General features: G+C 64.9%; 16 protein-coding genes. 8 read left to right on the forward strand and 8 right to left on the reverse strand.

The window, feature by feature from the left end; translation table 11 throughout:
- The 6 genes from GXY33_21815 to GXY33_21840 form a co-directional block, all read left to right on the forward strand.
- On the forward strand, positions 1 to 456 hold a 456-nt coding region (locus GXY33_21815; protein ID NLX07785.1), incomplete at its 5' end, for a glycosyltransferase.
- Positions 453 to 1,541, forward strand: coding sequence for a glycosyltransferase (locus GXY33_21820; GenBank protein ID NLX07786.1), 1,089 nt, complete (start codon positions 453 to 455; stop codon positions 1,539 to 1,541). The genes GXY33_21815 and GXY33_21820, both read left to right, overlap by 4 nt.
- Positions 1,542 to 1,551: 10 nt before the next feature.
- Positions 1,552 to 2,613 (forward strand): glycosyltransferase, encoded by a 1,062-nt coding sequence (locus tag GXY33_21825; protein ID NLX07787.1) that lies wholly within the window; start codon positions 1,552 to 1,554, stop codon positions 2,611 to 2,613.
- A 21-nt stretch (positions 2,614 to 2,634) separates the two neighbouring features.
- Positions 2,635 to 3,456 (forward strand): TIGR04290 family methyltransferase, encoded by an 822-nt coding sequence (locus GXY33_21830; protein NLX07788.1) that lies wholly within the window; start codon positions 2,635 to 2,637, stop codon positions 3,454 to 3,456.
- Between the two features lie 128 nt (positions 3,457 to 3,584).
- Positions 3,585 to 3,923: a PadR family transcriptional regulator gene (locus GXY33_21835; GenBank protein ID NLX07789.1), complete on the forward strand. Its 339-nt coding sequence runs from the start codon at positions 3,585 to 3,587 to the stop codon at positions 3,921 to 3,923.
- Positions 3,911 to 4,624: a hypothetical protein gene (locus GXY33_21840; GenBank protein NLX07790.1), complete on the forward strand. Its 714-nt coding sequence runs from the start codon at positions 3,911 to 3,913 to the stop codon at positions 4,622 to 4,624. The genes GXY33_21835 and GXY33_21840 overlap by 13 nt, the downstream gene beginning before the upstream one ends.
- A gap of 49 nt (positions 4,625 to 4,673) precedes the next feature.
- On the opposite strand, the gene GXY33_21845 is transcribed toward GXY33_21840, so the two are convergent.
- The 4 genes from GXY33_21845 to GXY33_21860 form a co-directional block, all read right to left on the reverse strand.
- A complete protein-coding gene (locus GXY33_21845) occupies positions 4,674 to 4,964 on the reverse strand; it encodes a hypothetical protein (protein ID NLX07791.1) in 291 nt (96 codons plus the stop codon).
- A 73-nt stretch (positions 4,965 to 5,037) separates the two neighbouring features.
- The gene (locus GXY33_21850; protein ID NLX07792.1) at positions 5,038 to 5,355 is read right to left on the reverse strand and encodes a hypothetical protein; all 318 of its coding nucleotides are present in this window, start codon (positions 5,353 to 5,355) and stop codon (positions 5,038 to 5,040) included.
- Entirely contained in the window at positions 5,352 to 6,404 is a 1,053-nt protein-coding gene (locus GXY33_21855; protein ID NLX07793.1) for a BtrH N-terminal domain-containing protein, read from the reverse strand. Before GXY33_21855 ends, GXY33_21850 begins: the two co-directional genes overlap by 4 nt.
- Positions 6,388 to 6,954 (reverse strand): helix-turn-helix transcriptional regulator, encoded by a 567-nt coding sequence (locus GXY33_21860; protein NLX07794.1) that lies wholly within the window; start codon positions 6,952 to 6,954, stop codon positions 6,388 to 6,390. The genes GXY33_21855 and GXY33_21860 overlap by 17 nt, the downstream gene beginning before the upstream one ends.
- 161 nt (positions 6,955 to 7,115) lie before the next feature.
- Here GXY33_21860 and budA point away from each other — a divergent pair, with 161 nt between their 5' ends.
- Positions 7,116 to 7,934, forward strand: a complete 819-nt coding sequence (gene budA, locus GXY33_21865) for an acetolactate decarboxylase (protein ID NLX07795.1) — start codon at positions 7,116 to 7,118, stop codon at positions 7,932 to 7,934.
- Positions 7,935 to 7,973: 39 nt separating this feature from the next.
- Here budA and GXY33_21870 read toward each other — a convergent pair whose 3' ends face one another.
- Positions 7,974 to 8,789 carry a type II secretion system protein gene (locus GXY33_21870; GenBank protein ID NLX07796.1) on the reverse strand — a complete coding sequence of 272 codons (816 nt, stop codon included), beginning with the start codon at positions 8,787 to 8,789 and terminating at the stop codon, positions 7,974 to 7,976.
- 82 nt (positions 8,790 to 8,871) lie between these two features.
- Complete coding sequence (locus GXY33_21875) at positions 8,872 to 9,348, reverse strand: HAD hydrolase family protein (protein NLX07797.1); 477 nt, start codon at positions 9,346 to 9,348, stop codon at positions 8,872 to 8,874.
- A gap of 218 nt (positions 9,349 to 9,566) precedes the next feature.
- Here GXY33_21875 and GXY33_21880 point away from each other — a divergent pair, with 218 nt between their 5' ends.
- Positions 9,567 to 10,799, forward strand: a complete 1,233-nt coding sequence (locus GXY33_21880; protein ID NLX07798.1) for a hypothetical protein — start codon at positions 9,567 to 9,569, stop codon at positions 10,797 to 10,799.
- Positions 10,800 to 10,847: 48 nt separating this feature from the next.
- Here GXY33_21880 and melA read toward each other — a convergent pair whose 3' ends face one another.
- Positions 10,848 to 12,278 carry an alpha-galactosidase gene (gene melA / locus GXY33_21885; GenBank protein ID NLX07799.1) on the reverse strand — a complete coding sequence of 477 codons (1,431 nt, stop codon included), beginning with the start codon at positions 12,276 to 12,278 and terminating at the stop codon, positions 10,848 to 10,850.
- Positions 12,279 to 12,325: 47 nt separating this feature from the next.
- Positions 12,326 to 12,872: hypothetical protein (locus tag GXY33_21890; GenBank protein NLX07800.1), on the reverse strand; the 547-nt coding region annotated here is incomplete at its 5' end.

Genomic DNA, 12,872 nt, shown 5'->3' on the forward strand with positions numbered 1-12,872 from the left:
CGGACGCTTCGGGACTCCGGCATCGAGTACGGCGGGTGGCTGGCCAACTATCGGGTGCCCGCGGTCTTCTCGCGGTTTCGGTTGACCGTGCACGTGCCGCGGCGGCCATACGCCCGCTCGCTGCCGGGCATTCCGACGATCCGGCCGTTCGAGGCCCTGGCCTGCGGCATTCCGCTGGTCTGCGCGCCGTGGCGGGACAGCGAAGGCCTCTTCGATGCGCCGCGCGACATGCTGTTCGCCCGCGACGGCGAGGAGATGGCGAGGACCATCAAGGCCGTGCTCGACAGCTCCGACCGGGCCCGCGAGCTTCGCGCCGCCGGCCGGCAAACCATCCTCCGCCGCCACACGTGCGCCCATCGGGTCGATGAGTTGCTGGCGGTGGGTCTGGAACTGGGTCTGACCGCCGGCGCCGCCACGGCGGAACCCGCGTTGTTCAGAGGGAGAGGAGCATCATGAAGGGGTTGCATATCGCGTTTTTCGGATCGAGCCTCGTCTCGGCCTACTGGAACGGGGCCGCCACGTACTACCGCGGCATCATCCGGTCGCTCCACGAGCGCGGCCATCGCGTGACCTTCTACGAATCGGATATCTACGACCGTCAGAAGCACCGCGACATTCCCGACCCGGAGTGGGCTCGCGTGGTGGTTTATCCAGCCCACGACGAGGCGGCCATTCGCCGGATTCTGGACGAGGCCAAGGGGGCTGATATCGTGGTCAAGGCCAGCGGCGTGGGGGCTAATGACGAGTTCCTGGAGGAGGCCGTGCTCGATCTGCGGCGGCTCCGCAACCTGATCGTCTTCTGGGACGTCGACGCCCCGGCCACGCTCGACCGGGTCCGTAACAACGTCAACGACCCGTTCCTCAAGCTGATCCCGCGCTACGACATGATTTTGACCTACGGCGGCGGCGATCCGGTGGTCAGGGCGTACACCCAGCTCGGGGCCCGCGAGTGCATCCCGGTCTACAACGCCCTCGATCCGTCGACGCACCATCCGGTCCGGCCGGACCAGCGGTTCAAAGCGGACCTGGCGTTCTGCGGCAACCGCCTGCCCGACCGCGAGAGCCGCGTGGAGAAGTTCTTTTTCGAAGCCGCCGCCCACTCACCCGCCGACAGCTTCCTGCTCGGCGGCAACGGCTGGGACGACAAGCCGATGAGCCGCAACGTCGAGTACCTCGGCCACGTCTACACCCGCGACCACAACGCGTTCAACTCGACGCCCAAGTGCGTGCTGAACATCAGCCGCGAGAGCATGGCGCGGTACGGCTTTTCCCCGGCCACCCGCATCTTCGAAGCGGCTGGGGCCGGAGCGTGTCTGATCACCGATTACTGGGACGGCATCGAGCAATTCCTCGAACCCGAGCAGGAAGTCCTGGTCGCCCACGACGGCGATCAGGTCGCCGAACACCTGCACCGCCTCTCGCCCGCGCGGGCCCGTCAGATCGGGCAGGCCGCCCGGCAGCGGGTTCTGGCGGAGCACACCTACGCCCATCGGGCTGAGAAAGTGGAAGGGATATTCGAGGGGACTGAAGTTGACCGCTGACCGCGCGTGTCTGGACATCGTCATCGCCGGGTTGTCCATCACCTCGTCGTGGGGCAACGGCCACGCCACCACGTATCGCAGCCTGGTTCGCGAACTGATCCGTCTGGGTCATCGCGTGCTGTTTCTGGAGCGCGACGCGCCGTGGTACGCCGCGAACCGCGACCTGCCCAAGCCGCCGTACGGGCGAACCGCGCTGTATCGCGATCTGGCTGAGTTGAAGGATCGTTTCGCCGCCGAGGTCCGCGACGCCGATTGCGTGGTGGTCGGATCGTACGTGCCGGAGGGCGTCCAGGTCGGCCGGTGGGTCACCAGGACGGCCGGCGGGTTGACCGCATTTTACGATATCGACACGCCGATCACGCTGGCCAAACTGGAGGATCGCGACTACGAGTACCTGCACCCGGACCTGATCGCCCGCTACGGGCTGTACCTCTCGTTTACCGGCGGGCCCACGCTCGAGCTCATCGAGAAACGCTACGGTTCGCCCGCGGCCCGGCCGCTGTACTGCTCGGTCGATCCGGAGCTTTACTATCCGCAGGCCGCCGAACCGGCGTGGCATATGGGCTACATGGGCACCTACAGCGCCGACCGCCAGCCGCCGCTGGAACGCATGATGCTTCAGGCGGCGCGGCGGTGGCCGCAAGGGCAGTTCGTCGTGGCCGGACCGCAGTATCCCAAGACGATCAACTGGCCGGCCAACGTCGAGCGGATCGAGCACCTGCCGCCCGCCGGCCATCGGGAGTTCTACAACCGCCAGTCGTTCACCCTCAACGTCACGCGGCAGCGCATGGTCCGCGCCGGCTATTCGCCCAGCGTGCGGCTCTTCGAGGCCGCCGCCTGCGGCACGCCGATTATCAGCGATTCGTGGCCCGGGTTCGAGACGATTCTCGAACCCGGCCGCGAGGTGCTGATCTCCCGCAACGCCGATGAGACGCTGGCGTATCTGCGCGACATGCCCGAGTCGGACCGCCGCCTGATCGGCCAGAACGCCCGCCGGCGAATTCTGCAGAGTCACACCGCGGCCCGCCGGGCGGCGCAGTTCGAACGGTATATCATGGAACTTACGGCATAGCGATATTGCGGAGGGAGCGATATGACGACGTTCACCAATACAACCGAGCCGTTCAAGGAGATCCATAGCCAGGTTGAAGCCCTTGGGCCCTGGTTCCACAATCTGCACCTGCCGGACGGCACACAGACCGCTCCACAGAGCCCTTTCGGCGATTTCCCCGCGTGCAAGTGGGCGGAGGTCGGTCCGCATCTGCCGCACGACCTTTCGGAATGGACGGTCCTCGATATCGGCTGCAACGCCGGGTACTACAGTTTTGAGTTGGCGAAGCGCGGGGCTTGCGTGACCGCGATCGACTTCGATCCGCACTACCTGGCTCAGGCGCGTTGGGCCTGCCGCCAATTCGGTTTGGAGGACAGGATCGAGTTTAAACAGATGCAGGTCTACGACCTGGCCCATGCCCCGGAGAGCTATGACCTGATCCTGTTTCTCGGCGTGTTCTATCACCTGCGCCACCCGCTGCTCGCCCTCGACATCGTCGCCCAGCGGGTCAACCGCCTGCTGGTCTTTCAAACCCTCACCATGCCGGGGTTGGAGGTCTACACCAACACCGACAACTGGCCGATCGAGCACCGCGACCCGATGACCGAACCGGGTTGGCCGAAGATGGCGTTCATCGAGCACCGCCTGGCCGGCGATCCGACCAACTGGTGGGCGCCCAACCACGCCTGCTGCGAAGCCATGCTCCGCTCGAGCGGCCTGACCGTGATCGCCCGGCCCGGCCACGAGATCTACCTCTGCAAACCCGCCGACGACTACCGCCGCGATGAGTCCAACCCGACGCTGATCGAGCTTCTTTCGGCGACGGGACAGTCGAAGCGGCCGGCTTGGCCGGGATCGCCGTAGAGGTGGGCACATCACGCGGCACGTGCCTGCACGGCGGCCGGCCACACCGAAAAACCACAGCCGAGAAAAAAGCCTTGCAATACCTACCAATGCTATGTATAGTGGTGCAAGGTAAAGGAGGTGTCGGCATGGTCTCGAAGGAGTTGGTGGCCGCGTCGGGCGCGCCGCTGATATTGTCCATCTTGTCGCGGGGCGAGAGCTACGGCTACGCGATCATCCAGGAGGTCCGCGGGCTGTCGGGCGGACGGATGCAGTGGACGGACGGGATGCTCTACCCGGTGCTGCATCGCCTGGAGGAGCAGGGGCTGATCCGGTCGCGCTGGGGCATCTCGGAGACCGGGCGGAAGCGCCGGTACTACCGCCTCCGCAGCGAGGGCGGACGGGCGTTAAAGGACATGATGAATCAGTGGCAAGTGGTGTTCTCCACGTTAATGAAAGCGAGCGAGGGCGAACCATGTGCAACCTGAACGATCGTATTTGTCGGTGGCGAAGCGCATTGGCGGCGGGCGGTTCGTGCAGCGGGCAGGACCTCGACGAGCTCGAGTCGCACCTGCGCGAGCAGATCGGCCGGCTCGTCGAGACGGACCTGGCCGAGGATGAGGCGTTTCTGGTCGCGCGCCATCGGCTTGGCGATCCGGCGTCGCTGAGCGAGGAATTCGCCAAGGTGAACGCCGGAGCGGTGTGGCGGTCGCGGGTGTTCTGGATGGCGGGAGGATTCCTGGCGATCGAAATGATCTCGCAATTTGCTGGCCTGCTCTCCCGCGTTTGCGCGCTGGCGGGGCTGCACGCCGGACTGAGCCCTGAGACATCCGGTTGGTTCAGCGCGGGAGGTCGGGTTCTGGCCCTGGCGTTTGCATTCGGCGCAGCCTGGGCGGTGCTAAGCGGCAAGACGCTGAAGCTCCGGCGGCGCTTGAGCGAGCTGACGTCGGGAGCTTCGCTGAAAGCCCGGCTGATCCTGCTGGTCCCAGCCGTGCTGATCATCGTGTTCGGCGCGGGCACGATGCTCACGGCGATGGCATCCAACCGTTTGCTCAGGCCGGAGGATCTTGGAGATGTGTACATGAAGCAAGCATACTTCCACTCAGCCTGGTCGGTGCTGCTGCCGCTGGCGATGGCGGTTCTGATGGTGGTGCTGTCGCGACGGAAGATCGAGACGGCTGAAGCATGAACCGCAGCCGTGGGCCCGCCATTTCCGGTCTGCTGGACCGGTGCGACGGCTATGGGCTGTGGCACTCGCGTTGCCGCAGCAGGGTGATGCCGGCTGGTGGGAGGGACAGGGTGGCGAGTGCGGCTGGGGCGGCGAGGCAGGCGAATCCCGATCCGTCCGGCGTTGGCGGGACCGTGGCGAGGAACACGTCGTCGGGAACGGAATCGATGCCCGTATTGTCTTTGATGACGTGGCCAAGGCGGCGGTTTTCGAGGAATTGCCGGTCGGCTTCGGTGAACGCCGGATCGTTGGCGTACCAGAAACGATCGCCGTCGCGCAGAGCCTCGAACTGGCGCTTCACGACGGCCAAGATCCGTTCGCCGACAAGGGCCTTGGGCCAAGCCAACCCATGCCGGCTGTGATCACCGGAAACATCAAGTAAGCCAGTCCGATGTCTTTGCGTAATCGATAAGGCTCATCTTCATCGGCCCGCTCATGAACATCAGCAGATCGAGACCGATGCTGATCGCCAGCCATGACAGACCGAGCGCGAGTCCCCGGATCGGCGATGCGACCGCCGCCGGCCTGACCGCGGCGAAGACCACCGCCGTGACAGAGAGAACGACCGGCATGATCGATTCGAACAGGAGCCGGTCGCCGGCGCGGACGCCCGACAGGGTCACCGCAATCGCGAAGGGGGCCAGCCAGACGCCCACACCGGAGACGATCATCCATTTCCAGTTCTTCATCACGTTCCCTTTCCATCGACGGTCGGCGCCGCATGTGACAGCTCATCCAGGCGCGTCCACGCCCGCTCCTCCCGGTCGGCCACGTCCATCAGCAGACCGGCCGCCTCGGCCAGGTCGCAGCCGACCTTGTCGGGATCCGACGACTGCTTGAATCGGCGCGCCACGTCCTCCCATACGTCGCCGATCCGCCGCATCTGGTCGCCGACGGCCGCGAGGCCGCTCTCGCCGGTGATCGTAGCCGCCTCGGACAGAAAACGCCCGTACATGTACCGAAACAACCCGACACCGGTCCCTCCCGTCGCGTCGATGAAGATCGAGGCGTTGAAGCAGGCGTACCGCAGTTCGTCATCGCCCAGCGTCTTGGGCCACCGGCGCACAGCCGCTGACGCCTTGCGAATGCCTTTGACCCCCAGATTGGAGATCGGCGGCTGCAGCATGCCGCCGACCGTTTTCCGAATGGCCTGCCATGTCTGGGCGGCCGTCGGCGATCGTTTCGCGGAGAAATCGAACGCAAACAACGCATGCTTCGGAGGAAAGGGTTTGTGTGTGGAACCGCGGGCCTGAGCGAGGTCGTTCAGGCTCACCGGATGAAGCGACTCGTCGCGATCGGCCACGAGGACCTGTCCGGCGTCTCGGTCAATTCCCGCCACGACAACGACGTGGCCGCCGAAATGGTAATCCTCGGGAAGGTCGAAATAGGGCAGAAATCCCATGTCAACCTGGATCATAGCCGGCCCGTGCGACAGCGCTTCCAGCAGCACCTTCTCCGCCTTGCCGGCGCTGCCCGTCGTGAGGCAGTCGACGCGTACGCCCGTCCGCCGGCCGGCGGTCGCAGCCAGCCCCTCCTCTCCCGGCCGGCCCGTGTTCGCCCGTCCGCCCAGAAACGGCGGCATGCCCTTCATGTGCCAGTAAATAAAGCCGACCCCCTCACCAAGCCCCAGCAGGAGATCCTCGCTGACGGGATGGCGGTGGAAATCATAGATGTGCCGCATCGATCCGGTGACGCAGTGATCGGTTTTGAATTGCCGAAATCCGTCAAACGGTTTGAGCATGGGATTCTCCCGCTGTTCTCTGCGAAAGCCGCCTCATCAGTTTCCTGACCCACGACAACTCCGCCCGCGTCATGGTCAGGCTCAGATCGAACAGGTGTTCGACGTGCCACGGCGTTCGATGGTCGGCCCGCGCAGCCCGGCGGCTGGTCCGGATGCGGGCCTCCCGTTCTTCGAGACCGCGGCAATAGCGCGAGAGCGCCGCGATCGCCTCGGCCGGCGGCAGTCCGGGCAGATTGGCCAGCCCCACCAGCAGAGGGGTGGTTCGTCGGACCGGCGTCGAGATCGCCTCGAGCGTGCCTGCGCGCCACGCCGCCATGCCTCGTTCAGTGGCTCGATAGACCCGCCGCGGCGGCCCGGCTGTCTCCTGATCCTCCATTTCGCTAACCACGCAGCCCTTCGCTTCCAGCTTCTTGAGGATGTAGTAGATCGACGAGAAGCCGATCTCCGCCCAGTCGCGCATGCCCCGCTCCTCGATGACCTGCTCGATCTCGTAGCCGTGCCGCGGCGATTGGACGATCAGACTCAAAATGGCCAGGTCCGCTGTGGTCATGCCGTCTATTCTAGTTATAGGATAGCTGCGGTCAAGTGGAAATCCGCCGACCTGGAAAAGGGGACATTCTACTTTTTGCTCCGAGCCGACGAAACCGGGAAGGTGAAAGAAGACGGGAAAAAGTAGAATGTCCCCTTTTCCTATGTCGATGAGTTCAGTTGATGGACCGGGTTCTGATGGTGGAAAGGCAGGCTGAGATGCGGATGCGAGAAGCGTTGTTGTGTGGCGTGTGTTGTTGGGCGGCGGGTGTCGTTCTCTGCGGCTGTGCTCAGACGGGCCGGCACGAGACGCTCTACCAGGTATCGACGCTGGCGGCGTTGATGGATGGGCGGTACGACGGCTTGACGACGGTGGCCGACCTGCGGACCCGCGGCGATCTGGGTATCGGCTGCTTTCACGCTCTCGATGGCGAGATGATCCTGCTGGACGGGCGGTGTTTCCGTGTTTCCGCCGACGGCCAGGTCCGCCAAGCCGGTCCGCGGGACACGATGCCTTTCGCGGCGGTGACGTTTTTCGAGGCCGAGAAGGGCTGGCCCCTTGCCGCCGGGTGGACCTTCGAGCAGTGCCGCAACGAGTTGGACAGCCGCTTGCCGACGGCCAATCTTCCCTACGCCATTCGTATTACCGGGCGATTCGCCTACGTCAAGACCCGTAGCGTGCCGAGACAGGCCAAGCCGTATCCGCCGCTGGTGAAGGTGGCGGAGCATCAGCCGACGTTCGAGTTCCGCGACGTCGAGGGCGTCATGGTGGGCTTCCGCCTGCCCGAGTACCTTTCCGGCGTGAACATGGCCGGCTATCACCTGCACTTTCTGACGGCCGATCGGACCGGCGGCGGCCACGTGCTGGACTTTACAGCCGAAGACGCCCGGATCGAGATCGACGACTGCTCGCGGTTCGATCTGGTTCTGCCGACGGATGAAGCGTTTGGCAAAGCCGACCTGTCGAAGGCCAACCGCGACGTGGAAACAGTCGAGAGGTGACCACCGGCACACGGCCAGCGGCTGGGTGTCGCCCCGATTCTATAGAGGGTCAGGGTTCGCGACCCACGGCCCCATGTCCTCGGGCTGCCAGACCAAAGGGGTGTTGTTCACCGACCGCACCGTCACCGTCTTGCGCTCCACCTTCTCCACATGCCAGTCCGTGAACAACAGATTGGTGGCGAGATTGTGTCGGTAATTCACATCGTCGTTCTGAAGGCGCCAACGGCCCTTCAGTGAGACCGTCGTTCCCCCGACGTCGCCGTCGAACAGCAGCACCGTCTGGTCGAGACGGGTCAGCGTATTCAGTTGCCGATACGGACGGTAGTATTCGCCGGGCACCGTCTCCGCCAGCTTGCTGTTCATCCGGTAGCTCTCTTCGCAGTTCGGATCGGTCTTGGCCACCGTCGGACAGATCTTGACGTTCTCCAACCCCTCCTGGCTGCCGGATCCCGTCCAGTTGATGGCGTCGTACCAGCAGATACGGCCGAGCAACTCGTCGCCGCGGTCCTCGTACGGCAGGAAGTTCGAATGGTCCTCCGCGTAGATCGTCATCATGGCCGCCCACTCCGCCAGGTTGCTCTGACAGACCACCGCGCGGGCGTTTTCGCGGGCGCTGGACAAGGTGGGAACCAGCAGCCCGACCAGCAGCGCGATGATCGCGATGACCACCAGAAGTTCGACGAGGGTGAAGGCCGCCGATCGCCGATCCGGATTCTGTATTCTCCGTGCCACCTTATCCTCCTGCTGAAACCGCCTGACCCACAAGCAGACAGAAGCGCCGGAACCGTCCTCGTCGGCTGCCCGGTCGAAGAACTCGCAAACGTCCCTTTTTGGACTCCGACGCCACGTCACCATAGCAAATCCATTTGTCATTATAAACTATCTGCCGACAGAATCAACCTCCGCTCCATCGCGAGAGGATCGCAAGCCGCTCCCCTCATCGCCGCAGCGTCGCCCGCAGCCGCAGCGGGCTCAGGATCAGGTCCAGTCCGTCGCGGATGTCCCGCACCACCACGTCCGCCACCCCCAGCAATTCGCCCGCTGCGCCCTCCGGACCGATCACCGCGACGCCCAGACCGGCCGCCCGCAGCGCGGGAACATCGTTCCGCCCGTTGCCGATCGCTGCGACGTGCTCGGCCCCGAACGTCTTGATAGCCGCCGCTTTGTCCCTGCCGTTTCGAATGATGCGCATTTCGACCGAAAGCCCCTCCAGACTCCCCGCCGCCTTGCCGAGCGTGTCCGCGGTCAACACGGTGATCGGCATCCGCCGGCTGATCTTCCTCAGCCGCGCCGCCACGCCCGGCAGCAGCCGGCCGTCCTTCGACAGCGTGCCCGTGAAATCCAGCACCAGCCGCTTGAGCACCAGCGGCGGCTCGCCCGGCAATTCGACCACGACCGGATCAGTTGAACTCACAGTCAAACCCTCGCCACGAGACGCGCAGCGGCTTCATTGGCACCGTCGAGGTAAATATAGACCCCGCCGACGGGATTCGCCACGGGTTTTCGAATCGGCAAAGACTGGACCGCGCCCCGGCGTTCATCTATCATGTTGCTCCGGCTGCCGATGATGCCGACGGGTTGTCGGCAATTTCATCGGCCTTACGCAAGACTGTTTCGACGAAGGAGCGAACTATGGACGGGTTTCCCATCGGCTTCTGGAACTACGCCCTGGCCAACCGGCCGGAGGCCATGCGGGTGCGGGACTGGGTTGACGCCGGCATGACCCTGGCCAGCAGCCCGACGTTTGACCCCGCCCGCGACGACAAGGCGGCGTTCATCGAGATGCTCGACCGCTGCGCCGAGGCGGGCGTCCGCGTAATCGTCTGGGACGAACGGTCCCTGTGGCCGGCGTTCAAGAATGGAGAAGACGCCTATCGCGCTGGGTTCGCCGAGGCCTTGGCCGATTTCGGTTCGCACCCAGCGGTGCTCGGCTTCAAGGTCCTCGACGAGCCGCAAGCCGCCCAGTTTGACAGCGCCTGCCGCATCTGCCGCATCCACAAGGAGATGGCCCCGCGCCTCTCGCCATTCGTCAACCTGGTCCCGTGGCTGGAAGGGATCGAGGGCTGGACCGGCCGGGCGGATTGGCCGGCGTATCTCGATGAGTTCGTCGACGCCGCCTGCCCCGACATGCTCAGCTTCGACGTCTACTCGCAGATGAACCCGGGCACGGAGGGCTGGGACATGTATTTCAGGAATCTCCGTGACTACCGCGCCGCCGCCGATCGGCACAAGATACCGCTGTGGGTCACGCTGTTGTCGGTCGGGCACTTCCGCTACCGCTGCCCGCGCGAAGACGATCTTCGCTGGCAGCTCAACACCGCAGCGGCCCACGGGGCCAACGGCGTGATGTGGTTCTTCTTCTACATGCGCCAGCCGCACGACAACTTCCGCGTCGCGCCGATCGACGAGCACTGGGAGCGGACCGAGACGTTCGAATGGCTCAGCCGGGTCAACCGCACCTTCCTCAAAGGCCCGGCCGAGACGCTGGCCAAGCTGACCCTGCGGCACGTCGCCCACGTCGGCCGCGCCTGGGGCGGCTGGCCGCTGTTCGACGGGCAAGACGGCCGCGTGAGCCAGGCCAAATCGCTGCACGGCACCGACCTGATCGTCTCGCAGTTCACCGATGCGCAGGGCGCCGACTACGTCGCGGTGGTCAACAACAGCCAGACCGACAGCACCGAGGCCCAGATCCGCTTTCGCGCCCGCCGTCCGAGGGTATGGCACGTCGGCTGGCTCGGCCAGCAGACTCCGCTCCACGAAAACGTCGCCGAGCGCTGGATGCTCGGCGTCGACTACATGGTCGTCCGCCACTGGCTCGCCCCGGGCCAGATGGAACTGTTCAAGGTGGCCGACGGAGAGAATTGACCTGCACTGCGAGCATGAATGCAGACCTTCTGCGAGAAGCGGAGCGGCCTACGCCTTCCGCTCCATGAGCGTGCCGAAGCGTTTGCCGATGGCCAGCGCCGGGTCCAGCGGGACCTCGACGGGCCGGCAATTCGCGGGAATGACGATCGCGGGTTTGGGCGCGATGGTCTTGCCCGCAAACTGCGGCAGCCACGGCCGCTGGGCTTCGAGCATCTCGGCGCACATGGTCCGGATCTGATCGAGCGTGCAGACCGCCGAGGCCAGCGGGTCGAGGGCCACCGCGTGAACGACGGCCTCCGGCTCGCCTTCGAGGGCGGCCAGGGCGGCGAGGGTCTGAACGTTGACGTTGGTCTGGCACGCCGCGGCGCACTGCGGCGGAAGCTCGCCGACGAAGCTCGGATGCAGGCCGGTGTTGTCGGCGAAGGTGGGAACCTCGACGCAGCAGCCGGGAGGAAGGTTCGAGATGTAGCCGTCATTCCGCACGTTGCCCATGAAGCGGAACGGACGCCCGGTCACGACGGCCTCCATGATGTACGAACAGTACTCGACGCTTCGCGACCGGATCGCGGTCGACTCGAACTTCAGCGGATCGACCGCGGCGTACTTCTCGGCGATGGCCTTGCTCCAGTGGTAGTAGGCCCCGGTTTCGCCGCCGAACGCCGGCTCGTCGCAGTAGCGGGCCAGGGCGGCTTGGGTCTTGCGGAACCACGGCACGTACTCGCTGAGGTGGCCGGTGCTCTCGGTCATGAAGTAGCCGAAGTGGCGAAAGACCTCGCCGCGGACCTTCTCGTTCTTGTAGTACTCGGGCCTCTCGAATCGCTCGCGGAGAATCGGGTACAGGTCGCGGCCGTTGTGCTCGAGCGTGAGGAACCAATCCATGTGGTTGATGCCGCCGCAGGTGTAGACGATCTCCTCCTTGGAAATGTCGCAGTAGCGGGCGATCAGGTCGAGCGTGGTCTGGACGCCGTGGCAGAGCCCGACGACGCTCACCGGGCTCGCCTTGCCGAGGGCCAGGCAGTTCGCGGCCATCGGGTTGGCGTACTGAAGCATGATCGCGCGCGGCTTGGCCCGCTGCTCCATGGCGGCGGCGATATCGACCAAAGCGGGAATGGTGCGCAGGCCGCGGAAGACGCCGCCCGGGCCAAGGGAGTCGCCGATGCACTGATCGACGCCGTACTTGAGCGGAATCTGGTAGTCGAAGCCGAACGCCTCGACGCCGCCGACCTGAATCATGACGACGACGAAGTCGGCGTCCGTGACCGCCTCATGCAGGTCGAGCGTGGCCCGGACCGTGCCGGGCAGCTTGTTGTCCTTGAGCATCCGGCCGACGAACGCCTCCATCCGCCGCAGCTTGGGTTCGGTGCGACTCATCAGAACCAGCTCGCTGTCCGCCAGAGCGGGCGTGGCGAGGATGTCGCTGACGAGGGTCTTGCAGAAAACGATGCTGCCGGCGCCGATCATCGCGATTTTTGCGCTCATTGTGATACTCCTGTAATTGTCACGTTGATCCTGTACGCCGCTGCGGACTATGGCGTTTTGTATACGGCTGTGAAGCAGTACTCTCCGGAACCGACATCGAACGTGATCCGGTCGGGCTCCTCTGTTCCCTTATTCACTCCAGCGGTTCCCGGCTGGAAGCGGCGATCGGCCCACACGCGATGGCCGCCTTCGGAAATGACGACGGATTGGCTTCCCAACAGGGGAACGCCGACTCTCGCCCGGCAATTGGCGGGAATGGACACGTTGAGGGTCAGACCCTCCTCGTCCTTTCGCCAGCAGGACGAGATCATCCCTCGAACCGTCTTGATCGACGCCCTCGCCCATTCCAGGTCGCCCAGGACATGCGGGCGGATGTGAATGGTCTGGAAGCCCGGGGCGATCGTTCGCGGGCCAAAGAATCCCGGCCCCTGTATCCCAGCCAGATGGCTGTAGAAGAATTCCTCAATCACGGCGAACATCATCATGCTGTCGGTCCGCCAGCGCGGGTTGGCCGGCTGAAACCGGCCCCACGACTCCCAGATGGTCGTGGCGCCTTCCTTGACCATGTATCCCCAGCCGGGATAGCTGTCCGTC

The organism is Phycisphaerae bacterium, assembly GCA_012729815.1.
GTDB lineage: Bacteria > Planctomycetota > Phycisphaerae > JAAYCJ01 > JAAYCJ01 > JAAYCJ01.